The following is a 25,975-nucleotide window of genomic DNA, read 5'->3' as shown; positions in this document are numbered from 1 at the left end:
CCACAGGCGCCGCTAAAAGGCGGTGGCCGCCTCGCCGCGCAGGATCGACGACATCTTCTTGCCGCGCGCGACCTCGTCGACGAGCTTGTCGAGGTAGCGGACCTTCTGCATCAGCGGGTCCTCGATGTCCTCGACGCGGACGCCGCAGATCACCCCGGTGATGAGCGAGGCGTTCGGGTTCCACGCGGGCGCCCGGTCGAAGAACTCCTCGAGCGTGATCTCGTCGGCGATCGCCTGCGCGAGGCCGGCGTCGTCGTAGCCGGTGAGCCAGCCGACGACCTGGTCGAGCTCGTCCGTCGTGCGCCCCTTGCGCTCCACCTTGGTCACGTAGAGCGGGTAGATGCTCGCGAAGCTCGTCCCGAAGATCCGGTGTCCCGCCATGGATGGCCTCCTCCTGCCTCGGCTGCGCCCGTCACCGGCTCGGCCCGTGCGGCCCTCCGGCACGAACCACGCTACCGGGCGGCAGGGACGGCGTGGGCGCCGACCATCCCGTGCGACGCCTCGAGCCGGTCCACGAGCAGCGTCCCGGCCGCGACCAGCGGCACGAGCACGAGGTTGCCGAGCAGCATGGTGCGCAGGAACGGCAGACCCGCGACGTAGCTCGCGACGAGCCCGTCCGCTCCGGCCGGGTACCAGACGCCGCGGCCCTGCAGCCAGACGCCGAAGTTCGTCCACGCGAAGAACCACAGCGAGCCCGCGACGCCGAACGCCGCGCCCGCGCCGACGCGGCGCCAGCCGGTCGTGTCCCGCGCGAGCAGCGAGCCCAGCCCGACGACGAGCCACGCGCTCCACGTGAACAGCGCGATCGCCGTGTTGCCGAGCACGACGTCGGACACGACCGTCACCGCGAGCGGCACGACGAACGCCCACCGCGAGCGCAGCAGGATGGTCGCCGCGAACGTCGCCGCGGTGACGAGCTCGAGGTTCGGGGGTGCACCGAGGTCGGCGCGCACGAGCCGCCAGACGACGGCGAGCGCCGCGAGCGTGACGACGAGCGCCGGGCGCCACCAGCGCAGCGCCGTGCTCTCCGAGCGCGTCACGAGGTGAACGTCTCGAGCTTCCACGTGATCTCGTCCCCGTCCTTCGTCTCGAGGGAGCCTGCTCCCACGGTAGCCATCTCGTCGTTCACGTACAGGGCCCAGAACTCGCTGTCCGGGTCGGCGGCGACGCCGTCGATCGCCGTGACGAACGCGTTCTCGCCCTCACCGGTCACCTGGGCGGACGGGTCCGCCTCGAGGAGCAGGTCGAGGGCCGTCGCGCCCTCGCGCCCTTCGTACGAGAGCTCGGGCGCGTCCTCGTCGTCGCCGGACTCGTCGTCGGGCGCCTCGTCCGTCGTGTCGTCGGCCGGGGCGCTCGACTCCTCGCCCGCGGTCGCCGTGGAGGTCGACGTGGTGTCGGCGGCGGGCTCGTCGGCGGACGAGCACCCGGCCAGCAGGCCCGCGGTGAGCAGGACGGCGGTCAGGGCGGTGAGCGGGCGCGCGGACGTGGCGCGAAGCGTTCGGAGGGTCACATCGTCAGCGTACGGAGCGCCGCCCGGCTCGCGCCGGGTCGCCCGCCTGTCGGACGACGGCCCCTCACCCGATCTCCTCGCCCGCGACGGCCTTGGCCGCCAGCCGCTCCTCCTCGCTGACCTCCCACACCTCGTACGCGGAGTGGCCCGCGAGGAGGATGATCCCGCACCCCAGGACGATGTCCGGCCAGCCGGACCCGGTCCACGCGGTCACCAGCCCCATCGCGATGACGGCGACGTTGACGAGCACGTCGTTGCGCGCCGACAGGAACGCCGCACGGCTCAGCGACCCGCCGTGGTGGCGGACGCGGACGAGGAGCCACGCGCACACCCCGTTGACCACGACCGCGCCGAGCGAGGCGAGGACGATCGGCAGCACCTCGGGTGCGGGCGGGTCGCCGAACCGGCGCACGACCTCCCACGCCGCGAACAGCGCGGGGACAAGGATGAGCAGCGCCAGCGCCTTGCCCAGGACCGCGCGCCGCGCGAGCGGGAAGCCCAGCGCGACGGCGATGAGCAGGTTGATCGCGGTGTCCTCGAGGAAGTCCACGCTGTCGGCGAGCAGCGACACCGAACCCGCCGCGAGCGCGACGGTGAGCTCGACGACGAAGTACGCGAGGTTGAGCCCCGCGACCAGCAGGACGGTGCGCCGCAGCAGCCCGACCAGGTCGGGGTCGCCCGCCCGTCGCGCGTCCCGCCCGGCGGACATCGTCAGACGTCGATGCGGGCGTGGTCCAGCTCGGCCGCGCCGGCGACGATGAACTCCTTGCGCGGCGCGACGTCGCTGCCCATGAGCAGCTCGAACACGCGCTCCGCCGCCTCGGCGTGCTCGGCCGTGACGCGACGCAGGGTGCGGTGGCGCGGGTCCATCGTCGTCTCGGCGAGCTGGTCGGCGTCCATCTCCCCCAGGCCCTTGTACCGCTGGATGTCGTCCTTGTAGCGGCGGCCGGCCTTGTCGAGCTTCTTGAGCGTCGCGGCGAGCTCGGCCTCGGAGTACGTGTAGATGTACTCGTTCTTGCGGCGCCCGGCGCCGATGACCTCGATGCGGTGCAGCGGCGGCACGGCAGCGAAGACGCGGCCCGCCTCGACGAGCGGCTTCATGTACCGGTAGAAGAGCGTGAGCAGCAGGGTGCGGATGTGGGCGCCGTCGACGTCGGCGTCCGTCATGAGCACGATCTTGCCGTAGCGCGCGGCCTCGAGGTCGAACGACCGCCCCGACCCGGCGCCGAGCACCTGGATGATCGCGGTGCACTCGGCGTTGCGCAGCATGTCGCTCACGGACGCCTTCTGCACGTTGAGGATCTTGCCGCGGATGGGCAGCAGCGCCTGGAAGTCGGAGCTGCGCGCGAGGCGCGCGGTGCCGAGCGCGCTGTCGCCCTCGACGATGAACAGCTCGCTGCGCTCGACGTCGTCGCTGCGGCAGTCGACGAGCTTGGCCGGCAGGGACGACGTCTCGAGCGCGTTCTTGCGCCGCGAGATCTCCTTCTGCTTGCGCGCGGTGATGCGCGCGCGCATCTCGGCGACGACCTTGTCGAGCAGCAGCGCGGCCTGCGTCTTCTCGTCGCGCTTGGTGGAGGTGAGGAGGGCGTTCAGCTCCTTCTCGACGACGCGCGCCACGATGCCGCGCACCGGCGCCGTGCCGAGGACCTCCTTCGTCTGGCCCTCGAACTGCGGCTCGGCGAGGCGCACGGTGACGACGGCCGTCAGGCCGGCGAGCACGTCGTCCTTCTCGATGCGCTCGGACGCGTCCTTCGTCGACACCTTGAGGCGGCGCGCGTTCGTCTCGACCGCCTTGCGCAGCACCTTGAGCAGACCCTGCTCGAAGCCGCCGAGGTGGGAACCGCCCTTGGGCGTGGCGATGATGTTGACGAAGCTGCGGACCTCGGTCTCGTAGCCGGTGCCCCAGCGCAGCGCGACGTCGACCTCGCAGTCGCGCTGCACCGCCTGCGGGGTCATGTGACCCCGGTCGTCGAGCACCGGGACGGTCTCCGTGAACGAGCCCGAGCCCGTGAGGCGCCACGTCGCGGTGACGGGGGTGTCCGGCGCGAGGAAGTCGACGAAGTCGACCGACCCGCCCGTGTGCACGAACGTCTCCTCGTGCGGCCCGGACTCCCCCGGCGTCCCCGGCACGCCGCGCTCGTCGCGCACCGTGATCTCGAGACCGGGGACGAGGAACGTCGTCTGGCGCACGCGCGTGACGAGCTCGTCGTAGGAGAAGACGGCCGTCTTGAGGAAGATCTGGCGGTCCGCCCAGTAGCGGACGCGCGTGCCGGTGACGCCGCGCTTCGTCTTCCCGACGACCGCGAGCTCGGACCCGGACACGAACGGCTCGAACGGGGCGTCCGGCGTCGGGCCCGTCTTCGGGTCGCTGAACACGCCGGGCTCGCCGCGGTGGAAGGTCATGCGGTGCGTCTTGCCGCCGCGGTCGACCTCGACGTCGAGACGCGAGGACAGCGCGTTGACGACGGACGCGCCGACACCGTGCAGGCCGCCCGACGCCGTGTACGACCCGCCGCCGAACTTGCCGCCCGCGTGGAGCTTGGTGAAGACGACCTCGACGCCGGACAGGCCCGTCTTCGGCTCGATGTCGACGGGGATGCCGCGACCGTCGTCCTCGACCGTCACGGAGCTGTCGGCGTGCAGCACGACCCGGATCTTCGAGCAGTTGCCCGCGAGCGCCTCGTCGACCGAGTTGTCGATGATCTCCCAGAGGCAGTGCATGAGACCGCGCGAGTCGGTCGTGCCGATGTACATGCCCGGGCGCTTGCGCACGGCCTCGAGGCCCTCGAGCACGGACAGGTGCCGAGCGGTGTAGCTGGACTCAGCGGAGGTGGTCGTCACGGCGGCAAGCCTAGACGAGGGCGCCCACAGCGCGGTGCTGCCCCGCCGCGCTGCCGCGGACGCCGCGCGATCCGGCGGGATGCGGCGGGATCCGGCGGGATGCCGATGGGAGGCCACGGCGCGGGTGAGCGCGCTTCGCGGGTAGCGAACCCGGCGCTCCCCCGGGACGAAACCTCAGGAGGGGATGGTTTGATGTTCATGTGACTGCTACGACGACCACCACCGAACCGCTGACCGCGGCCGACCGCTGCGACCGCTGCGGGGCCCAGGCGTACGTCCGTGTGGTCCTGCCGAGCGGCGAGCTGCTGTTCTGCGGCCACCACGCGCGGGCGCACGCGGATGCCTACACCGACCTCGCGACGTCCATCCAGGACGAGACCGACAAGCTGCTCGCGGAGCACGGCGCGCGCTGACGCGCCGGTCCGCCGAGCACGTCCCGCGCCAGGAGCGCACGACCGCGGGGACCGGCTCCACCGCCCGGTCCCCCGCGACGACCACCTCAGAGACAGACCTCAGACACGACGAAGGCCCCGAGGAGATCTCCTCGGGGCCTTCGTCGTGCGACGGCGGCGGGCGGTCGGTGGTGCCACCGGCCGCCCACCGCGACGCGTCAGTCGAGGTAGTCGCGCAGCACCTGCGAGCGGCTCGGGTGGCGCAGCTTCGACATGGTCTTCGACTCGATCTGACGGATGCGCTCACGCGTCACGCCGTAGACCTTGCCGATCTCGTCGAGCGTCTTGGGCTGGCCGTCCGAGAGGCCGAACCGCATGGAGACGACGCCCGCCTCGCGCTCGCTCAGCGTGTCGAGCACCTGGTGCAGCTGCTCCTGCAGGAGCGTGAAGCTCACCGCGTCCGCCGGGACGATGGCCTCGGAGTCCTCGATGAGGTCGCCGAACTCGGAGTCGCCGTCCTCGCCGAGCGGCGTGTGCAGCGAGATGGGCTCGCGGCCGTACTTCTGGACCTCGACGACCTTCTCCGGGGTCATGTCGAGCTCCTTGGCGAGCTCCTCGGGCGTGGGCTCCCGGCCCAGGTCCTGCAGCATCTGACGCTGCACGCGCGCGAGCTTGTTGATGACCTCGACCATGTGCACCGGGATACGGATGGTGCGCGCCTGGTCTGCCATCGCTCGCGTGATCGCCTGCCGGATCCACCACGTCGCGTACGTCGAGAACTTGTAGCCCTTGGTGTAGTCGAACTTCTCGACCGCACGGATCAGACCGAGGTTGCCCTCCTGGATCAGGTCCAGGAACAGCATGCCGCGACCCGTGTACCGCTTGGCCAGCGACACCACCAGACGCAGGTTCGCCTCCAGCAGGTGGTTCTTCGCCCGCTTGCCGTCGTGCGCGATCCACTGCAGCTCACGCTTGAGCTTGCGGTCCAGGTCGTCGCCCTCGGCCGCGAGCTTCTCCTCCGCGAACAGACCGGCCTCGATCCGCTTCGCGAGCTCGACCTCCTGCTCCGCGTTCAGCAGCGCGACCTTGCCGATCTGCTTGAGGTAGTCCTTGACCGGGTCGGCCGTCGCGCCCGCGGTCACGACCTGCTGGACCGGGGCGTCGTCCTCGTCCGCGTCGGAGACGACGAAGCCGGTCTCCTCGGGCTCGTCGCTCGGCGCGGCGGCGGCAGCCTTCTTGGCGCCCGGCTCCGCAGCCTCCTCGTCCTCGGTCACGTCGATCTCGAGGTCCTCGATCTCGACCTCGGCGTCGTCCTCGTCGTCGTCCTTCTTCTTGGCGCGCGCGGGCGTCGCCTTGGACTTGGCGGGGGCCTTGGCCGCGGTCTTGCGGGCGGCGGGCTTCGCGGGGCCGGTCGACGGGGTCTCCGCACCCTCGGCGTCGGCCGCCGGGGCGGCCTTCGTCGTGGTCGTGCGCTTGGTCGCCGACGCGGACTTCGTCGCGGCGGGCTTGGTGCGCGCCGTCGTCGTGCTGCGCGGGGAAGCCGCCGCGGCCACCTTCGTCGTGGTCGGGATGTCGACCTCGACGCCGGCGCCCGCGAGCGCGCGGAAGACCGCCTTCAGCCGCTTGGCGTCGTTGACGGCAGCCTGCTCGCACGCGGTGCGGAAGCTCTCGGCGTCGACGCGACCGTTCGCGCTGCCGCGCCGCAGGAGCTCCTGCAGGGCGGGGTGCTCGAACTCTCGCGGGAGTGCGGAAATCGGGGTTGAGGGCGCCACAAACCGACCTTTCGGCAATCATGGGGGGCGGTAGGGCCGCCGGAGCGGGGACGTGAACCGTGAAGTGCGGGCTGCTCTGGACTCTCACGGTGAGTCGTCGGGCTCTGGCGGACTACCTATATTGTACCGGCGATCCGTGCGCCGGACGCCGCGACACGGGGTGATGTCGGACCTGACCGCCTCCCGACGGCCCGGCGCACCACGTCGTCACGACGTTCGTCACCCGGTTCGTGACGTGTACAACGGGTCGGGACCCTGGAAGATTCCCCCGCCCACCCTGGCCCTCACCCGGCGCCCACCGCGCGCCGGACCGCAGGGATCCACGTCCGCGCGCCGACGCGCGGCGGCTCAGACGCCGGCGGGCCGCTCGGGCTTGACGGCAAGCACGGGGCAGGGCGCGTCGAGCAGGATGCGCTGGGCGTTCGAGCCGAGGATGAGCTTGCCCACGGGGCTGCGCCGACGCAGCCCGATGACGATGAGGTCCGCCGACGACCGCTCCGCGGCGCCCACGAGGTCGTCCGCGAGGTCCGACGAGCCCTGCTCGCGGCGCAGCGTCGTGCCCGTCCCCTCGAGGCGTGCCTCCACGCGTCGCAGGTCGTCCTCGTGCGCGGCGACGAGCTCGGGAGTCGCCATGGAGGCCTCGGTCACGACGACGACGAGGTCGGTGCCGCGCCGGACGGCCTCGGTGGCCGCGCTGTCGAGAGCCTCGCGACCCTCGGGCGTGCTCAGGTGCGCGACGACGACGCTCATGTGTCCTCCGGAGACGGCTCGTGGGTGCGGCCGGCCGCGGGGGCGACCGCAGGTCGTGTTGCGTCGAACCTACCCGACGTCGTGCGTGTCGGCGCACGCGTCCGCGCGGACCCAGCCCGGCGGGACCCCGGCGTCGAGCGCGCTCGCGAGCAGCAGCGCGAGCCGGTACGTCGGGTCCTCCGCGAGCGCCTCGGCCAGCCGCCGACGGGCCCGGCCGCCGTCGCCGTGCCACCAGGCCACGAGCGCCAGGAGCGTCAGCGCGGGCGCGGTGCTCCCGCGCGGCGCGTGGGCGACCACGCCCTCCAGCACGGCCCTCGCCGGTCCGGTGACCGCCGGGTCGGGCGCGAGGCCCGCGCCTGGGTCCACGACGGCCGCGATGGCGCGGCCCGTCCCGGCGTCCACGTCGCCGCCCCGCACCGTGCGGTCCGGCAGGTCGTCGGTCCCCGGCACGAGGGAGAGGAGCACGGCGTCGCGCACGGGGACCGACTCGAGGCCCGCGGCCAGGCGCCCGAGGACCGTCGCGGCGGGCACCGCGGCACCGGCGCCGTCGTCGACCGGCCCGCCGTCCCGCGCCCGGTCGCGGGCGACGACCTGCGCGACCGCGGTCCGCCACAGCGCGAGGGCGGAGACCCGCGCCGCGACCCGGGACGCGACGTCGTCGCCGGCCGCCACGGACCGGGCGCGGTCGCGCACCCGCCGTGCCGCGCGCGCCGCACGGCGCCGCGCGTCCGCGCCCGCGGGCGGGATCCGCAGCGCCTCCTCGCGCGAGTCCGCGAGCGCCGCCCCGGACAGCACCATGTGCGCGCCGACCTCGCTCGACTCGAGCTCGCGCAGCGACCTTCCCTCCGGCGGGCAGCAGTCGTCCTCGGTGCAGTCGAGCGCGTACCAGCCCGTCGACGACACGACCCACGCCTCGACGGGCCCGTGGTGCGGCTCGGCGGCCTCGCGGCAGTGCTCGACGGCGGCCCGCACCCGCGCGGCCGCGACGCCCGCCGCGCGCAGCGGCGCGTCGGAGTAGACGACGAGCACGACGCGGCGTGCGCCGTCGGCCGCGAGGTGCCCCACGACGGACCGCGCGAGCTGCGGCCCGTGCTCGACGTCCGCCGCGTCGGCGACGTCGACGCGCACGACGAGACCGATGCGGCCGCGCGGTGGCCGCAGCCCCACGAGGACGACGCTGTCCTGCGGTCGGTAGCCGAGCCGGAAGGGGACGTAGGCGAGGAGCTCGCGCGGGCCCTGGGCCCGGATGAGGGTCGTCATGCGCCCATCCCAGTCGGTCGGGGCGGCGTGCGGGGCGCCCGCCGCCCGGCTGTGGACGACGCGGGGCGGGCACCCGGGGCTGTGGTCGGCCCCCGACCTCGGTGGTGGCTCGCGCACGCGCGGGTGACTACGGTGTGCGCGTGCCACCACGAACCCGCGCCGCCGCGCACCCGGCGCTCTCCCCCGCCGGCCGGGCCGCCGTCGTCCTCGTCGCGGCCGTGCTGGGCTCGACGCTCGCGGGGTGCCAGGCGGACCTGGGCGACGTGCAGGGCGCCGCGGCACCCCGGGAGGAGCAACCGGCGCCGGACGCCGACTCCGGCGCGCCGGGCACGCCGCTGCCCGACTACGACGCCGCCTCGGCGGTCGGGGACCTGGTGGAGGGGTTCCCCGCCGCGCTCGTCCCGGTGGCGCCGGGCGCCGAGGTGCTCGCGAGCTCGGCGCGGCCGTCGCAGGACGGCGCGCTCGTGGACGTCACGCTGAACCTGCGCTCCACGGACACGGTCGAGGCGCTCACCGCCTACTACACCGACACGCTGGGCGTGGCCGGTTTCGCGGTGTCGCCGTCGACCGTGCCGAGCGCGCTCACCTCGCTCACCACGTTCGTCCGCACGACGGCGCCCGAGGCCCCGACCGAGTCGGTCGCCGTCGGCGTCTTCGACGACGAGACGGAACGCCTCGTGACGATCAGCGGCCAGGTCGCCGCCGGCTGAGGTGCCGCGCCGCCCGACCGCCACCAGACCGGGCGGGCAGGGTGGCGCTCGCTCCGCATAGGCTGCCCCCGTGCCCAACCCGTCGCTGCCGACCTCGCCCTCCGTCCCTCCCCAGGCGTCCGAGGACCTCACCGACCCGAGCCCCGCCGCGCTCGTCGACCGCGAGGGGGTGCGCACCGGCGTCGACGACGCCCTGCACGCCTCGACCGCGGCGCTGCGCGCCGAGCTCGCCGGGACCCACCCGGACACGGACCTGCTCGCCGACGCGACGCAGGAGCTGCTCGCGGGCGGCAAGCGCCTGCGCGCCGCGTTCTGCTACTGGTCGTGGCGCGCGCACGGCGGTGACGCCGCGGGCCCGCACCGGACCACGGTGCTGCGCGCCGGCGCGGCGCTCGAGCTGTTCCAGGCGGCGGCGCTCTTCCACGACGACGTCATGGACTCCTCCGACACCCGGCGCGGCCGCCCGACGGCGCACCGCGCCTTCGCGGCGCGCCACCGCGACCTCGGCTGGTCCGGCGACGGCGCGCGGTACGGCGAGAACGCCGCGATCCTGCTCGGCGACCTCGCGCTCATCGCGAGCCACCGGGAGCTCGGCGACGCGCTCGACGACCTCGCACCCGCGGTCGCCACGCGGTCGCGACGCGTGTTCGGCCGTATGCAGACGGAGGTCACGGCCGGCCAGTACCTCGACGTGCACGCGCAGGTCCTGCCGTGGGGCGAGGACCCGGCGGCCGACGAGGAGCGGGCCCGGGCCGTGATCCGCTCGAAGTCCGCGCGCTACAGCGTGGAGCACCCCATCGCGCTCGGCGCGGCGCTCGCCGGTGCCGACGACGACGCGGTCGCCGCGACGAGCGCGTTCGGCCTGCCCGTGGGCGAGGCGTTCCAGCTCCGCGACGACGTGCTCGGCGTCTTCGGCGACGCGCAGGTCACCGGCAAGCCGGCCGGCGACGACCTGCGCGAGGGCAAGCGCACGGTGCTCGTCGTGCGCGCGCTGGCCGCGGCGACGCCCGCGCAGCGCGAGCTGCTGCTCACGCACCTGGGCGACCCGGACCTCGACCCGACCACGGTGGAGGACCTGCGCGCCGTCCTCGTCGAGACGGGCGCGCGCGACGCCGTCGAGTCGCTCATCGCGGAGCTCACCGAGCGCGCCGCGGCCGCCCTCGACGGGGCCGGGCTCGCGGAGCCGGGCGCGACGATGCTCGCGCTGCTCGCGCGCGCCGCCGTCGAGCGCACGGCCTGACCGCACTGCCGCCCGTCGGCCCGGCACAGGCCCGGCACAGGCCCGGACGATCGGGGCGGCGGGCGGAACGCGTCAGAGCTCGGACTGCGCCACGCGGCGCACGCGCGCCTTGTGCCCGCTGAGGAGCGTGTCGAACGGGGCCTCGCCGAGCTCGTCGTGCGGGGTGAAGAGCCACTCGAGGATCTCGGCGTCGTCGAAGCCGGCGTCGGTGAGGACGACGATCGTGCCTTGCAGGCTCGACAGGACACCCACGCGGCCGCTCTCGTCCGGGCGGCCGGCGTTCGCCGGGTCGACCAGGTGCAGCGGAACGAGGAAGCGCGCCGGGACCTGGAACGTCGTGCGCTCGCCGCGCTTCACGCCCACGACGCGCCGCTCCTGCACGAGACGGCGCACCTTGCCGACGTCGGTGCCGAGCGCCTCGGCGACGTCGGGGAGGGTCAGCCACTCGCCGACGAGGTCGTCGAGCGTGGGGCGGGGGCTGGTGTCGCGATCGGTCACCGGGCAAGCCTACGGCGTGCCTCCACACGACACCCACGCCGTGCGCGCCGCGCTCACCGGATCGTGACACCCGGCCACCTAGACTCTCCCCGTGGCCACCGTGACGACCGATCCCCTCGTCGGCCGCCTGGTCGACGGGCGGTACGAGGTCGTCTCGCGCATCGCGCGAGGCGGCATGGCGACGGTGTACCTCGCGGTCGACCGTCGGCTCGAGCGCGAGGTCGCGCTCAAGGTCATGCACCCCCACCTCGCCGAGGGCGCGTCCGGCGCCGACTTCGTCTCCCGCTTCCGCCGTGAGGCGCGCGCCGCGGCCCGCCTCACCCACCCGGGCCTCGTCGCCGTGTACGACCAAGGCCTCGACGGCGACACCAGCTACCTGACGATGGAGTACGTGGCGGGGTCGAACCTGCGCCGCACCATGCTCACCGAGCGCACCCTGACGCTGGGTCGCACGCTCGACGTGCTCGACCACGTGCTCGACGCGCTCGCCGCCGCCCACCGCGCAGGGCTCGTGCACCGCGACATCAAGCCCGAGAACGTCCTGCTCGACACCGAGGGCCGGCTCAAGGTCACCGACTTCGGTCTCGCCCGCGCCGTGAACGAGGTGACCGCGACGACGACGGGCACGATCCTCGGGACCGTCGCCTACCTCTCCCCCGAGCTCATCGCGACCGGCACGTGCGACGCCCGCACCGACGTCTACGCGGCGGGCATCCTCGCGTACGAGATGCTGCTCGGCACCGTCCCGCACACCGGCACGACGCCGATCCAGGTCGCGTTCCAGCACGTGAACAACGACGTGCCGCCGCCGTCGGACGTCGCCCCGTGGATCCCGCCCGAGGTCGACGACCTGCTGTGCGCGCTCGCCGCGCGCGACCCCGCCGACCGCCCGGCCGACGCCGGCGCCGCGCTCGCGCTCGTGCGCTCGACCCGCGCGGCGCTCGACCCGGCCGACCTCGAGCGGCGCGTCGACCCGCCCGCCGGGGGGTCCGCCGTCGTGCCGCCCCCGCCGGGTCCGGGCCCGCGGACCGAGCCCGACGACCCGTCCGCCGCCGCGACCGCGTCCCTCGCGGCGCTCAGCCTGCGCGACCGCGAGGCCGCGGGCCTCACCGAGCCGCTCGCCGTCGGGCACGTCGTCGCGCCGACCACGCGGCCCGGCCCGCCGCCCCCTGCTGCCCAGGCCCCGGCGCGGCGACGCGGTCACGGCCGCGTGGTCGTCTGGTCGCTCGTCGTGCTCCTCGTCCTCGCGGGCGTCGGCGGCGGCGCCGCGTGGTGGTTCTCGTCCGGGCCGGGCGCCTACACCCAGGTCCCGGACGGCCTCGTCGAGGCGGCGCGCCCGGAGGCCGTCGCGCTCCTCGACGACGCGGGCCTCTCCCACACGGTCGAGGAGCGCTACGACGACGCCGTGCCCGAGGGCGCCGTGGTGGCGACCGACCCGGCGTCCGGCGAGGACGTGCGCAAGGACGGCAGCGTGCGGCTCGTCGTGTCGAAGGGCGTGCGGATGCTCACGGTGCCGACCGGCCTCGTGGGCGCGACGCAGGAGGAGGCGACCGCCGCCATCGAGGGCGCCGACCTGACGCTGGGCGACCCCGTCGCCACGCCGCACGACGAGGTGCCGTCGGGCCAGGTCATGGCCGTGAAGGACCCCGACGGCAACGTCATCGAGGAGGGCGCCACGATCCGGCACGACGTGCCGGTGGTGCTCACCGTCTCGTCCGGGCCGGCGCCCGTCGTCGTGCCGCAGGTCACGGGCTCCGCGAAGGACGCCGCGGTCGCCGCGCTCGAGGAGCAGGGCCTCGTCCCCGCCGTCACCGAGGAGTACTCCGAGACCGTCGGCGCAGGGCTCGTGATCCGCCAGGACCCCGAGCAGGGCTCCGACGCCCACCGGAAGGACACCGTGAACGTCGTAGTGTCGCTCGGACCCCCGCTCGTCGAGGTCCCGAACGTGAGCACCCGCAACGTCGCCGACGCCGAGAAGGCCCTGAAGGACGCAGGCTTCCAGGTGGAGATCCGCTACCCGCAGGGCATCCACCCGCTCAACATCGTCTACGCCCAGGACCCTCCGGGCGGCGACGGGCGCACCGCGCCCAAGGGCTCGACGATCGTCCTCAACGTCTTCTGACCTCCCGCGCCGCGCAGACGGCCGTGGCCCGCCCCGACCACGGGACGGGCCACAGCCCTGTGCTCGACGGGAGACGCCGTCTCCCCCGCGCCCTCAGCCGCGCAGCATCTCCGCGACCTGGAAGGCCATCTCCAGCGACTGCTGGTGGTTGAGGCGCGGGTCGACGAGCGTCTCGTAGCGCAGGGCGAGCCCCGCGTCGTCGATCTCCTCGCTCCCGCCCAGCACCTCGGTCACGTCGTCGCCCGTGAGCTCGACGTGCAGCCCGCCCGGCACGGTCCCCGCGGCGCGGTGCACCTCGAAGAAGCCGCGCACCTCGTCGAGGACGTCGTCGAACCGGCGCGTCTTGTAGCCGCTCGCGGACGTGATGGTGTTGCCGTGCATGGGGTCCGTGACCCACGTGACGGGCACGCCCGCGCGCGCGACGGCCTCGACGAGCGGCGGGAGCGCGTCGCGCACGTTGCCCGCGCCCATGCGCGTGACGAAGGTCAGGCGGCCCTCGACGTCGTCGGGGTTGAGACGGCGGGCGAGCTCGAGCGCGACGTCGGGCGTCGTCGTCGGGCCGAGCTTGACCCCGATCGGGTTCGCGACGCGCGAGAGGAAGTCGACGTGCGCGCCGTCGAGCTGGCGCGTGCGCTCCCCGATCCACAGGAAGTGGGCGGAGGTGTCGTACGCGTCCCCCGTGCGCGCGTCGCGGCGCGTGAGCGCGCGCTCGTAGTCGAGCACGAGCGCCTCGTGGCTGACGAAGAACTCGACGGTGCGCAGCGCGTCGAAGTCGGCGCCGCACGCGTCCATGAAGCGGATCGCGCGGTCGATCTCGGACGCCGTCCGCTCGTACCGCGCGTAGGCCGGGTTGCGCATGAAGCCGCGGTTCCACTCGTGGACCTGGCGCAGGTCCGCGAAGCCGCCGGTCGTGAACGCGCGCACGACGTTCCACGTCGCCGCGGAGATCTGGTACGCCTGGACGAGGCGCTCCGGGTCGGGCATCCGCGCCTCGGGCGTGAAGGCGTGGCCGTTGATCATGTCGCCCCGGTACGCGGGCAGGGTCACGCCGTCGCGCGTCTCCGAGTCGGAGCTGCGCGGCTTGGCGTACTGCCCGGCCATGCGGCCCATCTTCACGACGGGCATGCTCGCGCCGTGCGTGAGGATGACCGCCATCTGCAGGATGGTGCGGATCTTGTTGCGGATCCGGTCGGCGTTCGCCTCGGCGAACGTCTCGGCGCAGTCGCCCCCCTGCAGGAGGAACGCCTCGCCCCGCCCGGCCGCGGCCAGGCGGGAGCGCAGCGTGTCGGCAGCCGCCGGCACCACGAGCGGCGCGGAGGCCGCCAGCCGGTCACGGACGGCGTCGAGCGCCGCCTCGTCCGGCCACGTCGGCTGCTGGAGCGCGACGAGCGTGCGGAAGTGGTCGAGCCCGGAGTCGGTCCCCGGCTCGCTCGTGGTGGTCATACGGCGTCCCCTGACGAGGTTCCTGGTGCGGTGGTGCCGGTCAGTGGGCCGCGGGCGCCGCGGGCACGAGCGGCTGGCCGATGCCCTCGAGGAGCTCGCCGAACCACTGCTGCGACACGTCGAACGCCTTGCCGCCGGCGATGCGCGGGAACTCGATGGCGCGCAGGCGGTCGCCGTTCTCCTCGTCATGGCCGATGACGCCCGACTCGCCGCGCAGCGCGCACTCGACCGCGAGGTCGGTCATCGACTTGATGAGGCGCAGGTCCTCGGCGTTCGCGGCGGCCGCGCGCGAGAAGTAGCCGGACTTCTGGACCATGACCTTCTCGGCGCCCAGCTTGTCGGCGAACTGCTTGGCGAACCACTGACCCGGGTTGACCGTGTCGAGCTTGACGTGGCCGAACGGGTCGCGCTGGACCTCCTCGCCCGCCGCCTCGAGCTGCGCCACGATCTCGTGCATGCCGGCGCCCTCGGACAGGAAGATGTTCACGTTGCCCTGCTCGTCCATGATCGCCTTGAGGCGCTCGGCCTCGGCGTCGATGTCGAGCGCGAGCTCCGGCAGGAAGACCGCGTGGACGTCCCAGCGCTCGCGCGTCAGGCCGAGGGCCGGGGCCCACTCCTGGGCGTCGAGCCACTTGCGGTACTCGGCGGCGGACGCCGCGGTGAGCCAGCCGCAGTGCCGGCCCATGACCTCGTGCACGATGAGCATGCGCGGGCCCGAGCGGTGCTCGCCGATGACGTTGGCGGCGAAGCCCGCGGCCTCCTCGGCGGCGGTCCACGCACCGAGCGACTGACGGATCGGGATCACGTCGTTGTCGATCGTCTTCGGCAGGCCCACGACCGTGAGCTCGTAGCCGTTCTCGTGGAGGTACGCGGCGAGGTCGGCCGCGGTCGTGTTCGTGTCGTCGCCGCCGATCGTGTGCAGCACGTCGACGCCGTCCGCCTTGAGCTGCTCCGCGGCGACCTGCAGCGGGTCCTGGCCCTCCTGGACGAGGCCGCGCTTGACGCAGTCGGCCGCGTTGGTGAGCTTGACGCGCGAGTTGCCGATCGGCGAGCCGCCGAAGCGGTGCAGGATCCCCGCCTGCTTGCGCCCCTCGGAGTCCACGACGATCTTCGTGCCGGTCAGCAGGCCGTGGTAGCCGTACTGGTAGGCGATGATCTCGATCTCCGGGTCGAGCTCCGTGTACCGCTCGATGAGACCCCCGACCGCGGAGGACAGGCACGGGGCGAAACCGCCCGCGGTGAGGAGGGCGACGCGACGAACCGACATGTGAACTCAGAACCTCTCGTAGGACGGATCCTGGCCGGACGGACGCGGTCCGGCGGGGTGGCGGCGACGGGGCTCGGGCCCTGCACGGGCCCGGCGCGACCGGCCGTCGCTCAGTCTACTGACGCCGCGCCGGGCTCCGGCGGCGGTTCCGGGACCTGGACGTCCGGGGCGGGACGCCCGCCGGGGGCTCCGCCCGCCACCTCGGACTCGGTGTGGCCCGCCGCGAGGCGCGCCTTGGCCGTGGCCGCGTAGATGTCGACGTACTCCTGCCCGGACAGCCGCATGATCGCGTACTGGATCTCGTCGGCGACGGCGCGCAGGATGAAGCGGTCGTTCTCCATGCCGCGGTAGCGCGAGAAGTCGAGCGGCTCGCCGATGACGACCCCGATGCGCATCGGCGTGGGGATGACCTTGCCGATCGGCTGCGCGATGTTCGTCCCGACCATCGCGACCGGGACCACCGGGGCGCCCGACTCGAGCGCGAGGCGCGCGACGCCCGTCTTGCCGCGGTACAGCCGTCCGTCCGGGCTGCGCGTGCCCTCGGGGTAGATGCCGAACAGGTCGCCCTCGCGCAGGACGCGCAGGCCCGTCTCGAGCGCGGCCTCGCTGGCCTTGCCGCCCGCGCGGTCCACGGGGATCGTCCCGACGCCGCGCATGAAGCCCGCGGTCAGGCGGCCTTTGACGCCCGTCCCCGTGAAGTAGTCGGACTTGCCGAGGAACTGGACCTTGCGGTCGAGGACGAGCGGCAGGATGAACGAGTCGATCACCGCGAGGTGGTTGCTCGCGAGGATGGCACCGCCCTCGTCCGGCACGTGCTCGACGCCCCGCGTCCAGGGACGGTACAGGAGCCGCAGGATCGGGCCGACCATCACCTGCTTCATGAACCAGTAGAACAACGTTCCTCCTCGCGGGGTCCCGGCGCGGGACGTGCATCCGACTCTAGAGTGATTCCCATGGCCGCACCGAACGCCCAGCCGGACTCCCCGCAGCCCGACGACGTCCCCGACCCCACGCCCGACGACGCGGCGCCGGGTGCGGACCACCCTGCCGCCGACGACGGGGAGGCGACGGCGCCGCGCGACGAGGCGCCCGAGCCCGCCCTCGACGTGGACGCCCGGTGGGCCGGCATCGTGGCCGAGCTCGCGGACCTGTCCGAGCTCGACCGGTCCGACCCGGGCGCCCGGCCGGGCGATGCCGACCCCCGGGCCGCGCAGGACCCGGCGGCCGGAGCGCCCGAGGGCTCCCCGCGCAGCGGCCGCGACGTGCTCGGGTCCGTGCCCGTGGCGCCCTGGGTGCGCCCGACGGGGCCGCGCGACTGGCCCACGACGCCCGAGGTCGAGGACCTCGAGGAGGCCGAGAGCCACTTCGTGCCCCCGGACCCGCCGCTCGTCCTCGGTCGCGACCCGCTCCTGACGATGGCGTGGGCGCTCGTCGTCGGCGTGCCGATCCTGCTGCTCGTCGTGCTGGTCGTGGCGCGCCCGTACCCCGTGCTCGTCGCGCAGGTGGGCGGCGGCGCCTTCCTCGTGGGGCTCGCGATCCTGCTCTGGCGCATGCCGCACCGGCGGGACGACGACGACCGGGGGCCGGGCGCCGTCGTCTGACGCCCGCGCCTCCCCCGCACCGCGCCCGCGCCGCCCGTCAGCGGCGCGCGAGGTCCGCGGCGCCGACGATGCCCGCCTCGTTGCCGTGCTCGGCGAGCTCGATCCGCGCCTCCGGGCGGTGCCCGCGCGCGGAGAGCTGGTCGGCGAACGCGCGCCGCACCGGCTGGAGCAGGAGGTCGCCCGCCGCACCGACGCCGCCGCCGATGACGATGAGCTCCGGGTCGAGCAGCGCCGTGACCGACGCCGCGCCCTCGCCGATCCAGCGGCCGAGGTTCGCGAGCAGCTCGACCGCGAGGTCGTCGCCCTCCTGCGCGGCCTGGGTGATCTGGGGGCCGTTGAGCTTGTCCGGGTCGCCGCCGCAGATCTCGAGCAGGCGCGTCGCACGGTCCGGCTGGGCGATGAGGGCGTTCTGCCCGTCGCGCACGAGGGCGCGCCCGGACGCGTACTGCTCCCAGCAGCCCTCGTGGCCGCAGCCGCAGTAGTGCCCGCCGGGGACGACGCGCATGTGGCCGACCTCCGCCGCGACGCCCCACTTGCCGCGCACGAGCTCGCGGTCGACGACGATCGCGCCCCCGAGCCCCGTGCCGACCGTGAGCATGAGCATGTCGGTCGCGTCGCGCGCGACGCCGAACTGGAACTCCGCCCAGCCCGCCGCGTTCGCGTCGTTCTCCACGACGATCGGGACGTCGACGTCGCCGATGAGCTCGCGCACGTTGCGCGCCAGCGGGTACTCGCGCCACGCGATGTTCGGCGCGAAGAGCACCGAGGTGCGGTCCGGGCTGACGAAGCCGGCCGCCGCGAGGCCCATCGCGCCGACCTCGTGGTCGGCGGTGAGCTCGGCATAGACGTCGGCGATGGCGCGGTCGATGCTCGCGACGTCGTCGGGCTCGGTGTCGCGGCGCGTCTGGACGAGGATCTCGCCCTTCTCGTCGACGACCCCGGCCGCGATCTTCGTCCCGCCGATGTCCACCCCGATGGCGTGCATGTCCCGTCCTCTACTCGCTCGGTTCCGCTGACTGCAAGGTCTCGCTGCGGGTGCTCGCCCGCTCACGGACCACGCACGACGACGGGGCCTCGACCCCGCGCCACGGGTCGGGCCACCGGAACTCCGCGCCCGCGCGAAACGTTGCGCAAGCAGCGCACAGCACCTGAAGCCTACCGACAACGGCAGGTCTCGGGCACACGTCGCCACTGGGTAGGGTTCTCCCACCGTCGACTACTGCCACTGGAGCCAGAATGGACGAGATCAGCGCCCCACGGATCGTCGAAGTCGATCCCTCGAAGAACCTCAACGACCTCCTCGCGAGCCGCGTCGCGGCCGACCCGGCCGCGCCGATGGTCGAGCGCCGCACGGGTGCCGACGGTGCGTGGCAGGCGCTCAGCGCGCGCGAGTTCGACGCCGAGGTCGTCGCCGTCGCGAAGGGGCTCGTCGCCCGCGGCATCCAGCCGGGCGACCACGTGGGCATCATGTCGCGCACGCGCTACGAGTGGACGCTGCTCGACTGGGCGACGTGGGCGGCGGGTGCCGTGCCCGTGCCGCTCTACGAGACGTCGAGCCCGGAGCAGGTGCAGTGGATCCTCTCGGACGCGGACGTGCGCCTGCTCGTCGTGGAGACCGAGGCGCACGCGGCGACGGTCGAGGAGGTGCGCGATCAGGCCCCGGCCCTGCAGGACGTGCTGGCGATCGACGCGGGCGCGATCGCCACGCTCACGGCCGACGGCGCCGGCGTGGACGACGCCGAGATCGTGCGCCGACGCGGCCTGGCCGACCTCGCGGACGTCGCGACGATCATCTACACGTCCGGCACGACCGGCCGCCCCAAGGGCGCGGAGCTCACGCACCAGAACTTCTACTCCCTCACGGTCAACGCCGTGGCCGCCGTGCCCGAGGTCTTCGGGGAGCCGGGCGGCCGCACGCTGCTGTTCATGCCGCTCGCCCACGTGTTCGCGCGGTTCATCGGCGTGCTCGTCGTGGCCGGCGGCACGGTGCTGGGCCACACGCCGGACACCAAGACGCTGCTCGAGGACCTCGGCACGTTCAAGCCGACGTACATCCTCTCGGTGCCGCGCGTCTTCGAGAAGGTCTACAACTCCTCGGAGCAGAAGGCGGCCGCGGGCGGCAAGCTGAAGATCTTCCACTGGGCCGCCGCGACCGCGATCGCGTACTCGCGCGCGCTCGACGAGCCGTCGGGGCCGGGCATCGGGCTGCGCCTGCAGCACAAGGTCGCGGACGCGCTCGTCTTCAAGAAGCTCCGGCACGCGCTCGGCGGTCGCGCGAAGTACGCCGTCTCCGGCGGCGCGCCGCTCGGCGAGCGCCTCGGCCACTTCTACCGCGGCATCGGCGTGCGGATCCTCGAGGGCTACGGCCTCACCGAGTCGACGGCGCCGACGAGCGTCAACCGCCCGGGGAACACGAAGATCGGGACCGTCGGCGAGCAGCTCCCCGGCTGCGGCGCCCGGATCGCCGAGGACGGCGAGATCCTCCTGCGCGGGGACCACATCTTCCGCGGCTACCACAACAACGAGCAGGCGACCGCGGACGCGTTCGTCGACGGCTGGTTCCGCACCGGCGACCTCGGCTCGCTCGACGAGGACGGCTTCCTGCGCATCACCGGGCGCAAGAAGGAGATCATCGTCACCGCGGGCGGCAAGAACGTCGCGCCCGCCGTCCTCGAGGACCGGATCCGCGCGCACGCGCTCGTCTCGCAGTGCGTCGTCGTGGGTGACCAGAAGCCGTTCATCGGCGCCCTGGTGACTCTCGACCCGGAGGGCCTGCCCGGCTGGGCGAGCATGCACGGCAAGGAGCCGCTGACCGTCGAGCAGGCGGCCAAGGACCCGGACGTCCTCGCCGCCCTCGACGCCGCGGTCACGCGCGCGAACCAGGCGGTGTCCCGCGCCGAGTCGATCCGCAAGTTCACGGTCCTCACGACGGACTTCACGGTCGAGAACGGCTACCTCACGCCGTCGCTCAAGGTGAAGCGCAGCGAGGTGCTCAAGGACTTCGCGGTCGACGTCGAGGCGATCTACGTGGACGGGCCCGCACCCGTCCGCTGACACGGCCCGGGGCCCTCGTCCCCGCGCACCACGGCCCTCCCCGGCAGCACGCCGGGGAGGGCCGCGTCGTCAGCGGCGGGCGAGCCGCGCCAGGAGCGCGTGGGCCGGGACGCACGCCGCGCCCATCGCCTGCACGTCGTCGGCGACGGCGCGGTCGCTCGTCACGACGACGACCGGGCGCCCGGGCGGCTCGGCGGCGACCAGGCGCCGGATGAGGTCGTCCGCGATCTCCCCCGACGAGAACAGCACGCGCACGCCGCGCGGGGCGTGCACCGGCCGGGGGCCGCCGTCGGCGCCGTCGAAGCACACGGTGACCTCCGTGCCGGCGGCGGCCACGCGGAGCAGGCCGGCGAGGAGCCGGTCGCGCTGGTCCGCGAGCGACAGCTCGCCGTAGCCCGTCTTCGTCACGTTGTAGCCGTCGACGACCAGGTGCGTCCGCGGGACCGACAGCAGGTCGTCCACGAGCGCCGGGTCGTCCGCCGCGCGGCCGCGCGAGCCCGGCCGGGGACGCACCACGTCCGGCAGCCCGGCCGCGACGTCGTCGGCGGGGGTCGTGGTCGACGGGCCGAGCGCGAGCTCGCGCCGGAGCCCCGCCGCCGCGTCGACCACCGTGTCCAGCAGGAGCCGCGCCCGGGCCGTCGCGCGGTCGGCCGACGACGTCCGCGCCCGGCGTGCCTCGTCCCGCTCCGCGCGCGCCCGGGCCAGCTCGACGGCGGCCGCGCGACGTTCCTCGCGTGCGTCCCGCAGCGCGACCTCGGCGGCGTCCCGCACCCCCTGCGCCGCCCGCTCGGCGGCCCGCGCCTCGGCACGCGCCCGGTCCGCGTCGGCGCGCAGCCGCCGCTCGGTCCGGCGCACCGCGGCGAGCTCGGCCGTCGCGGCCTCCGCGCGCGCGTCGGCGTCGCGGGCACGCGCCCGGAGCTCCTCGACCTGGCGGGCGAGCCGGTCGCGCTCGCCGCGGAGGCGGGCCGCGTCGTCCCGGGCCGACCGGTCCGCCCGGAGGGTGTCGTCGAGCGAGCGAGCGCGCTCCACCTCCGTCTGCCAGCCGTCGGGCCGCAGGAGGAAGGCACCCGCCGCCCGCTCGCGCGCCTGCGCCGGGGACAGGCCGTCCGGGGGCGCGGCGTCGGGCTCCGGCCCGCTGTCGTGCTCGCGGGACCAGGCCGCGGCGACCGCGTGCCGGAACCCCGCGTCGTCGACGAGGGCCCGCCACAGGGGTGCCGCGCCGGCCGTCGCCCGCCGCCGGGGCGCGAACGCCCGCACCCGCTGGAGCGCGACCGGGACGAGGGCCGCGTCGAGCGCCCCGAGCGCGTCCGCCGCGGCGGCCACGAGGAGGCTGCGGACCGACGGCGGCACGTCCGGTTCCCCGGGCAGGGCGTCCTCCGGTCCGTCGGCCACCATGCGCCGCGCCTCCTCCGCACCTCGTCCGCGGGTCACCACGGGCGCTTCGTCCCTGATCGTCCTGATTCTCTCGGTCCCACCCTATGCCGCCGGGGACGCGCGCCCCGGCTCCCGGCCTTCGTGTCGGCGGGCGACCGACGGACCTCGCGGCGGCGGTGTCGGTGGCCCTCGCTAGCCTCGCCGCCATGTCGTCCGGACCCGCCCTCGCCGCACCCCGCGCCGGGTCCGCACCGCAGGGCGTCCCCGTCCAGCCCACGCTCGAGGACCTCGGCACGCCGCTGCACGAGGTGACGTTCGTCGTCGTCGACCTCGAGACGACCGGCGGCTCCCCCGCCGGCGCCGGGATCACGGAGATCGGCGCGGTGAAGGTGCGCGGCGGCGAGGTGCTCGGCGAGTTCCAGACGCTCGTCGACCCCGGGGTGCCCGTCCCCGCCTTCGTCGCCCGGCTCACCGGCATCACGTCGTCCATGGTCGCCACCGCGCCCCGCATCGAGGCCGTGCTGCCCAGCTTCCTCGAGTTCGCGCGCGGCGCCGTGCTCGTCGCGCACAACGCCCCGTTCGACATCTCGTTCCTCAAGGCCGCGTGCCGCGCCGCGGGCTACGACTGGCCCGGGAACCAGGTGCTCGACACCGTGCCCCTCGCGCGGCGGGTCGTCACGCGCGACGAGGCGCCGAACCACAAGCTCGCGACGCTCGCGGCCCTCTTCCGCGCCACGGTCACGCCGGACCACCGCGCGCTCGCCGACGCACGCGCCACCGTCGACGTGCTGCACGCGCTCCTCGGCCGCCTCGGCCCGCTCGGCGTGACGCACCTGGAGGACCTCGCCGGGGCGACGGACCCCGTGCCGCAGGACGTGCGCCGCAAGCGCCACCTCGCCGACGGCCTGCCGGACGCGCCCGGCGTCTACCTCTTCCGCGGCCCCGGCGACGAGGTGCTGTACGTCGGCACGTCGACGTCGATCCGGCGCCGCGTGCGGTCGTACTTCACGCGCTCGGAGAAGCGCGGGCGCATCACCGAGATGGTGCGCATCGCGCACGCCGTCACGCCCGTCGTGTGCGCGACGCCGCTCGAGGCGCAGGTCCGCGAGCTGCGCCTCATCGCCGAGCACGCGCCGCGGTACAACCGCCGGTCGCGGCACCCGGAGCGCATGACGTGGGTCCGGCTCACCGACGAGGCGTACCCGCGCCTCTCGCTGGTCCGCGACGTCCGCGCACCGGCGGCGCACATCGGCCCGTTCGCCTCGCGGCACCAGGCCCAGGCCGCCGTGGACGCCCTGCACGACGCCTTCGCGCTCCGCCAGTGCACCCGGCGCCTCCCCGTCGTCGCCTCGCCCGGCGCGACGGCGTGCGTGCTCGCCGAGATGGGCCGCTGCTCCGCCCCGTGCACGGCGACCGAGCGCGACGCGGGCTACGGCGACGTCGCGGCGGGCGCGCGCGAGGCCTTCGAGGGCGACCCGTCGCGCGTGGTCGCCGAGCTCGGGCGCCGCATCGTGGCGCTCTCGCGCGACGAGCGCTTCGAGCAGGCCGGCGAGCTCACCCAGCGCCTGCGCGCCTTCCTCACGGGTGCGGCGCGTGCGCAGCGGCTCGCCCCGCTCGCCGCGTGCGCCGAGCTCGTCGCCGCCCGCCCGACGGATGCCGGCGGGTGGGAGGTCGTCGTCGTGCGGCACGCGCGGCTCGCCGCGACCGGCGTCAGCGCCCCGGGCACCGACCCGTGGCCGCTCGTGCACGCGCTCGTCGCGACGGGCGAAACGGTGGCACCACCCGTGCCGCCGGCCCCCGCGAGCCATCCGCACGAGGCCGAGATCCTGCTGTCGTGGCTCCAGGAACCAGGCGTGCGGATCGTCGACGTCACGGGTCCCTGGGCGTGCCCGGTCCGCTCGGCCGGGTCGCACGTGGACCTCGCGGCCACGGCCCGCCACGTCGCGCGCCACGCGGACGCCGACGGCGCCGACCTGGCCCACGCGTCGGCCGGGCCGACCGTAGAGTGGTCGCCTGACGACGACCCGTCCCCGGAGGAACCATGCTCACCGCCATCGTCCTGATCGACACCGACCCCGCACGCATCCCCGAGGTGGCGTCGGAGGTCGCGGACCTGCGCGGCGTCAGCGAGGTCTACTCGGTGACGGGCAAGGCGGACCTCGTCGCGATGGTGCGGGTCCAGGAGCACGACCAGCTCGCCGACGTCATCGCGGACCGCATCAGCAAGGTCCAGGGCGTCGTGCGCACCGAGACGTTCATCGCGTTCCGCGCCTACTCGAACGTCGACCTCGAGCAGGCGTTCGCCCTCGGCCTCGACGACTGACCGGCGGTCAGTCGCGCGCCGGCTGACCGGCGGTCAGTCGCGCGCCGCGGCCTCCGCCCAGCGGGCGAGCGCCGAGCGCGCGGCGCCGGAGTCGACGCTGCGCGCCGCGACGTCGTAGGCCGCGCGCAGCCGCTCGACGAGCGAACCCTCCGCGGTACCGGGCAGCGTGCCGTCGGCGACGAGGCCAGCGGCCGCGTTGAGCAGCACGGTCTCGCGCACCGCGCCCGGCTCGCCCGCGAGGAACCGCCGCGCGACGTCGGCGTTGTGCGCCGCGTTCCCGCCCCGCAGGTCCTCGACGGTGACGGGCGTCAGCGCGAGGTCGGCGACGGGGTCGAGGCGGTGCTCCGTCACGGCGCCGTCGCGCACCTCCCACACCGTGGCGCCGCCGGTCGCCGCGAGCTCGTCGAGGCCGTCGTCGCCGCGGAACACGAGCGCCGACGTGCCGCGCCCGGCGAGCACGCCGGCGATGAGCGGCGCCATCCGGGCGTCGGCCACCCCGATCGCGGCCGCGCGCGGCTGCGCGGGGTTCGTCAGGGGGCCGAGCACGTTGAACGCCGTCGGGATGCCGAGCTCCTTGCGCGCGACGCCCGCGTGCCGCATCGACGGGTGGAACACCATGGCGAAGCAGAAGGTGATCCCCGCCTCCTGCACGATGCGCGCCACGCGGTCGGGACCGTGGTCGAGCCGGATCCCGAGCTCCTCGAGCACGTCTGCGGCCCCGGACGACGACGTCGCGGCGCGGTTGCCGTGCTTGACGACGCGCACGCCCGCGCCCGCGATGACGAGCGACGCCATCGTCGAGATGTTCACGGTGTGGGCGCGGTCGCCGCCCGTGCCGACGATGTCCACGGCGGGCCCGTCCACGGAGAAGCGGCTCGCGTGCGCGAGCATCGCGTCGGCGAGACCGGTGAGCTCGGCGACCGTCTCGCCCTTCGCGCGCAGCGCGACGAGGAAGCTCGCGAGCCTCACGGGCGAGACCTCGCCCGACATGACCTGGTCCATGGCCCACGCGGTGCGCTCGGCGTCGAGGTCGTTCCCCGCGACGAGCTCGGTGAGCAGACCGGGCCAGGTGAGCCCCGCACCCGTCGAGTCGCTCGTGGTCGAGGCGGCAGGGTGCGGGGTGGCGGTCACGGGTGGCCCTTCGGCTGGTCGGTCTCCTGGTCGGCTACCGCGTGCCGGAGGCGCGCAGCAGGTCGGCGACGGCGCGCTGGAGGGCGACCGCGTCGAACGGCCGGGGCACCGCGTCGTCGGCGAGCGACCACGATGCTAGCCAACCGTCCTGCGGCCTGCCGGTGAGGACCAGGACCGGCGGGCAGGCGTAGATCTCGTTCTTGAGCTGGCGGCACAGACCCATGCCCCCGGCCTTGTCGGCCTCGCCGTCCAGGACCAGCAGGTCCCACCCGCCGGCGTCCGCCGAGGCCACGACCGCCGCCGGGGTGGCCACCTCGTGCCACTCGATCTCCGGCTGCCCCGCGCCCAGCCGCCGCCCGACGGCGAGCAGCACCTGCTCGCGCACGGTCACGTCGTCGCTGTAGAGCAGGATGCGCGGCGCGCGCGGGGTCACGTCCGTGTCCCCGTGCGTCGTCGTCACGGTCGTCGTCATCGTCGTCACCGTCGCCTTCGTCGTTCCCTCGGGTGGGCCCGGGAGCGCGCGGCGCCGCGGGTGGCGGACGCACGTCCCGACTGGCATCTTGGCACGTCGGAGCGCTCCGCAGCACCCCTGCGGCGGGTCGTGCGCCGACCGGCGGCGGACCGGGGACCAAGGGCCCTGGCCCGCGCCCCGGACGCCCGGGTTTCATGGCACTCGGACGGTTTCCG

25 protein-coding genes are annotated in these 25,975 nt (G+C 74.6%); 9 read left to right on the top strand and 16 right to left on the bottom strand.

Features of this window, described 5'->3' with window-relative positions; all coding sequences use genetic code 11:
* Positions 1 to 12: 12 nt before the first annotated feature.
* The 5 genes from B8281_RS11500 to B8281_RS11480 form a co-directional block, all read right to left on the bottom strand.
* Positions 13 to 381 carry a DUF2200 domain-containing protein gene (locus B8281_RS11500; protein WP_085387774.1) on the bottom strand — a complete coding sequence of 123 codons (369 nt, stop codon included), beginning with the start codon at positions 379 to 381 and terminating at the stop codon, positions 13 to 15.
* A gap of 71 nt (positions 382 to 452) precedes the next feature.
* A complete protein-coding gene (locus B8281_RS11495; protein WP_085387773.1) occupies positions 453 to 1,040 on the bottom strand; it encodes a DUF6580 family putative transport protein in 588 nt (195 codons plus the stop codon).
* On the bottom strand, positions 1,037 to 1,510 hold the full coding sequence (locus B8281_RS11490) for a DUF4430 domain-containing protein (protein WP_034655592.1): 474 nt from the start codon (positions 1,508 to 1,510) through the stop codon (positions 1,037 to 1,039). Before B8281_RS11490 ends, B8281_RS11495 begins: the two co-directional genes overlap by 4 nt.
* A gap of 64 nt (positions 1,511 to 1,574) precedes the next feature.
* The gene (locus B8281_RS11485) at positions 1,575 to 2,219 is read right to left on the bottom strand and encodes a cation transporter (protein ID WP_085387772.1); all 645 of its coding nucleotides are present in this window, start codon (positions 2,217 to 2,219) and stop codon (positions 1,575 to 1,577) included.
* A gap of 2 nt (positions 2,220 to 2,221) precedes the next feature.
* Positions 2,222 to 4,351, bottom strand: a complete 2,130-nt coding sequence (locus B8281_RS11480; RefSeq protein WP_034655589.1) for a type IIA DNA topoisomerase subunit B — start codon at positions 4,349 to 4,351, stop codon at positions 2,222 to 2,224.
* Positions 4,352 to 4,551: 200 nt separating this feature from the next.
* On the opposite strand from B8281_RS11480, the gene B8281_RS11475 reads away from it, so the two are divergent.
* The gene (locus B8281_RS11475) at positions 4,552 to 4,764 is read left to right on the top strand and encodes a hypothetical protein (RefSeq protein ID WP_021479923.1); all 213 of its coding nucleotides are present in this window, start codon (positions 4,552 to 4,554) and stop codon (positions 4,762 to 4,764) included.
* Positions 4,765 to 4,961: 197 nt separating this feature from the next.
* Here B8281_RS11475 and B8281_RS11470 read toward each other — a convergent pair whose 3' ends face one another.
* The 3 genes from B8281_RS11470 to B8281_RS11460 all read right to left on the bottom strand — a co-directional run bounded on the left by B8281_RS11470 (position 4,962) and on the right by B8281_RS11460 (position 8,525).
* Entirely contained in the window at positions 4,962 to 6,515 is a 1,554-nt protein-coding gene (locus B8281_RS11470; RefSeq protein ID WP_085387771.1) for an RNA polymerase sigma factor, read from the bottom strand.
* 348 nt (positions 6,516 to 6,863) lie between these two features.
* Complete coding sequence (locus B8281_RS11465; RefSeq protein WP_085387770.1) at positions 6,864 to 7,265, bottom strand: universal stress protein; 402 nt, start codon at positions 7,263 to 7,265, stop codon at positions 6,864 to 6,866.
* Positions 7,266 to 7,334: 69 nt separating this feature from the next.
* Entirely contained in the window at positions 7,335 to 8,525 is a 1,191-nt protein-coding gene (locus tag B8281_RS11460; protein ID WP_085387769.1) for a DUF4192 domain-containing protein, read from the bottom strand.
* Between B8281_RS11460 and B8281_RS19980 the strand changes: the two genes are divergently transcribed.
* The 3 genes from B8281_RS19980 (at position 8,524) to B8281_RS11450 (ending at position 10,475) form a co-directional block, all read left to right on the top strand.
* Complete coding sequence (locus B8281_RS19980; RefSeq protein WP_255376398.1) at positions 8,524 to 8,652, top strand: hypothetical protein; 129 nt, start codon at positions 8,524 to 8,526, stop codon at positions 8,650 to 8,652. The two genes, B8281_RS11460 and B8281_RS19980, sit on opposite strands and share 2 nt — an antisense overlap.
* A 13-nt stretch (positions 8,653 to 8,665) precedes the next feature.
* Positions 8,666 to 9,235 carry a hypothetical protein gene (locus tag B8281_RS11455; protein ID WP_144723364.1) on the top strand — a complete coding sequence of 190 codons (570 nt, stop codon included), beginning with the start codon at positions 8,666 to 8,668 and terminating at the stop codon, positions 9,233 to 9,235.
* 70 nt (positions 9,236 to 9,305) lie between these two features.
* Entirely contained in the window at positions 9,306 to 10,475 is a 1,170-nt protein-coding gene (locus B8281_RS11450; protein ID WP_232322551.1) for a polyprenyl synthetase family protein, read from the top strand.
* A gap of 72 nt (positions 10,476 to 10,547) precedes the next feature.
* Here the strand turns inward: B8281_RS11450 and B8281_RS11445 are convergent, their stop codons facing one another.
* Positions 10,548 to 10,973, bottom strand: coding sequence for an Rv2175c family DNA-binding protein (locus B8281_RS11445; protein WP_034655478.1), 426 nt, complete (start codon positions 10,971 to 10,973; stop codon positions 10,548 to 10,550).
* A gap of 91 nt (positions 10,974 to 11,064) precedes the next feature.
* Here B8281_RS11445 and pknB point away from each other — a divergent pair, with 91 nt between their 5' ends.
* Complete coding sequence (gene pknB / locus B8281_RS11440; protein ID WP_085387767.1) at positions 11,065 to 13,095, top strand: Stk1 family PASTA domain-containing Ser/Thr kinase; 2,031 nt, start codon at positions 11,065 to 11,067, stop codon at positions 13,093 to 13,095.
* A 93-nt stretch (positions 13,096 to 13,188) separates the two neighbouring features.
* Here pknB and B8281_RS11435 read toward each other — a convergent pair whose 3' ends face one another.
* The 3 genes from B8281_RS11435 to B8281_RS11425 form a co-directional block, all read right to left on the bottom strand.
* Positions 13,189 to 14,538: a class II 3-deoxy-7-phosphoheptulonate synthase gene (locus B8281_RS11435; RefSeq protein ID WP_085387766.1), complete on the bottom strand. Its 1,350-nt coding sequence runs from the start codon at positions 14,536 to 14,538 to the stop codon at positions 13,189 to 13,191.
* Positions 14,539 to 14,578: 40 nt separating this feature from the next.
* On the bottom strand, positions 14,579 to 15,805 hold the full coding sequence (locus tag B8281_RS11430; RefSeq protein WP_043658209.1) for a pyrophosphate--fructose-6-phosphate 1-phosphotransferase: 1,227 nt from the start codon (positions 15,803 to 15,805) through the stop codon (positions 14,579 to 14,581).
* A gap of 110 nt (positions 15,806 to 15,915) precedes the next feature.
* The gene (locus tag B8281_RS11425) at positions 15,916 to 16,701 is read right to left on the bottom strand and encodes a 1-acyl-sn-glycerol-3-phosphate acyltransferase (protein ID WP_228075234.1); all 786 of its coding nucleotides are present in this window, start codon (positions 16,699 to 16,701) and stop codon (positions 15,916 to 15,918) included.
* Between the two features lie 57 nt (positions 16,702 to 16,758).
* Between B8281_RS11425 and B8281_RS11420 the strand changes: the two genes are divergently transcribed.
* Positions 16,759 to 17,406 carry a hypothetical protein gene (locus B8281_RS11420; RefSeq protein ID WP_085387765.1) on the top strand — a complete coding sequence of 216 codons (648 nt, stop codon included), beginning with the start codon at positions 16,759 to 16,761 and terminating at the stop codon, positions 17,404 to 17,406.
* A 37-nt stretch (positions 17,407 to 17,443) separates the two neighbouring features.
* Here B8281_RS11420 and B8281_RS11415 read toward each other — a convergent pair whose 3' ends face one another.
* Positions 17,444 to 18,391 carry an ROK family glucokinase gene (locus B8281_RS11415; RefSeq protein ID WP_043658218.1) on the bottom strand — a complete coding sequence of 316 codons (948 nt, stop codon included), beginning with the start codon at positions 18,389 to 18,391 and terminating at the stop codon, positions 17,444 to 17,446.
* A gap of 251 nt (positions 18,392 to 18,642) precedes the next feature.
* On the opposite strand from B8281_RS11415, the gene B8281_RS11410 reads away from it, so the two are divergent.
* On the top strand, positions 18,643 to 20,460 hold the full coding sequence (locus tag B8281_RS11410; protein WP_085387764.1) for a long-chain fatty acid--CoA ligase: 1,818 nt from the start codon (positions 18,643 to 18,645) through the stop codon (positions 20,458 to 20,460).
* A gap of 69 nt (positions 20,461 to 20,529) precedes the next feature.
* On the opposite strand, the gene B8281_RS11405 is transcribed toward B8281_RS11410, so the two are convergent.
* Positions 20,530 to 21,855 carry an NYN domain-containing protein gene (locus B8281_RS11405; protein WP_085387763.1) on the bottom strand — a complete coding sequence of 442 codons (1,326 nt, stop codon included), beginning with the start codon at positions 21,853 to 21,855 and terminating at the stop codon, positions 20,530 to 20,532.
* 185 nt (positions 21,856 to 22,040) lie between these two features.
* Between B8281_RS11405 and B8281_RS11400 the strand changes: the two genes are divergently transcribed.
* Together B8281_RS11400 and B8281_RS11395 are read left to right on the top strand one after the other, a co-directional pair.
* Entirely contained in the window at positions 22,041 to 23,897 is a 1,857-nt protein-coding gene (locus B8281_RS11400; RefSeq protein WP_085388731.1) for a DEDD exonuclease domain-containing protein, read from the top strand.
* Positions 23,876 to 24,157 (top strand): Lrp/AsnC family transcriptional regulator, encoded by a 282-nt coding sequence (locus B8281_RS11395; RefSeq protein ID WP_034654744.1) that lies wholly within the window; start codon positions 23,876 to 23,878, stop codon positions 24,155 to 24,157. Before B8281_RS11400 ends, B8281_RS11395 begins: the two co-directional genes overlap by 22 nt.
* Before the next feature lie 33 nt (positions 24,158 to 24,190).
* Here B8281_RS11395 and trpD read toward each other — a convergent pair whose 3' ends face one another.
* The gene (gene trpD, locus B8281_RS11390) at positions 24,191 to 25,288 is read right to left on the bottom strand and encodes an anthranilate phosphoribosyltransferase (RefSeq protein ID WP_085387762.1); all 1,098 of its coding nucleotides are present in this window, start codon (positions 25,286 to 25,288) and stop codon (positions 24,191 to 24,193) included.
* A 34-nt stretch (positions 25,289 to 25,322) separates the two neighbouring features.
* Complete coding sequence (locus B8281_RS11385; RefSeq protein WP_021481151.1) at positions 25,323 to 25,760, bottom strand: response regulator transcription factor; 438 nt, start codon at positions 25,758 to 25,760, stop codon at positions 25,323 to 25,325.
* Positions 25,761 to 25,975 lie beyond the last annotated feature (215 nt).

Origin of the sequence: Cellulosimicrobium sp. TH-20, from assembly GCF_002105775.1 — a bacterium.
GTDB lineage: Bacteria > Actinomycetota > Actinomycetes > Actinomycetales > Cellulomonadaceae > Cellulosimicrobium > Cellulosimicrobium funkei.
This window is presented reverse-complemented; position numbering and strand designations above follow the sequence as displayed.

Excerpts from the sequence above, each read along its gene's own strand:
- B8281_RS11410 (WP_085387764.1), top strand. The coding sequence starts at position 18,643 with ATGGACGAGATCAGCGCCCCACGGATCGTCGAAGTCGATCCCTCGAAG.
- B8281_RS11435 (WP_085387766.1), bottom strand. The coding sequence starts at position 14,538 with ATGACCACCACGAGCGAGCCGGGGACCGACTCCGGGCTCGACCACTTC.
- B8281_RS11430 (WP_043658209.1), bottom strand. The coding sequence starts at position 15,805 with ATGTCGGTTCGTCGCGTCGCCCTCCTCACCGCGGGCGGTTTCGCCCCG.
- B8281_RS11415 (WP_043658218.1), bottom strand. The coding sequence starts at position 18,391 with ATGCACGCCATCGGGGTGGACATCGGCGGGACGAAGATCGCGGCCGGG.
- B8281_RS19980 (WP_255376398.1), top strand. The coding sequence starts at position 8,524 with ATGCGCCCATCCCAGTCGGTCGGGGCGGCGTGCGGGGCGCCCGCCGCC.
- B8281_RS11465 (WP_085387770.1), bottom strand. The coding sequence starts at position 7,265 with ATGAGCGTCGTCGTCGCGCACCTGAGCACGCCCGAGGGTCGCGAGGCT.
- B8281_RS11405 (WP_085387763.1), bottom strand. The coding sequence starts at position 21,855 with ATGGTGGCCGACGGACCGGAGGACGCCCTGCCCGGGGAACCGGACGTG.
- B8281_RS11400 (WP_085388731.1), top strand. The coding sequence starts at position 22,041 with ATGTCGTCCGGACCCGCCCTCGCCGCACCCCGCGCCGGGTCCGCACCG.
- B8281_RS11395 (WP_034654744.1), top strand. The coding sequence starts at position 23,876 with ATGCTCACCGCCATCGTCCTGATCGACACCGACCCCGCACGCATCCCC.
- B8281_RS11385 (WP_021481151.1), bottom strand. The coding sequence starts at position 25,760 with ATGACGACGACCGTGACGACGACGCACGGGGACACGGACGTGACCCCG.
- B8281_RS11420 (WP_085387765.1), top strand. The coding sequence starts at position 16,759 with ATGGCCGCACCGAACGCCCAGCCGGACTCCCCGCAGCCCGACGACGTC.
- B8281_RS11485 (WP_085387772.1), bottom strand. The coding sequence starts at position 2,219 with ATGTCCGCCGGGCGGGACGCGCGACGGGCGGGCGACCCCGACCTGGTC.
- B8281_RS11500 (WP_085387774.1), bottom strand. The coding sequence starts at position 381 with ATGGCGGGACACCGGATCTTCGGGACGAGCTTCGCGAGCATCTACCCG.
- B8281_RS11460 (WP_085387769.1), bottom strand. The coding sequence starts at position 8,525 with ATGACGACCCTCATCCGGGCCCAGGGCCCGCGCGAGCTCCTCGCCTAC.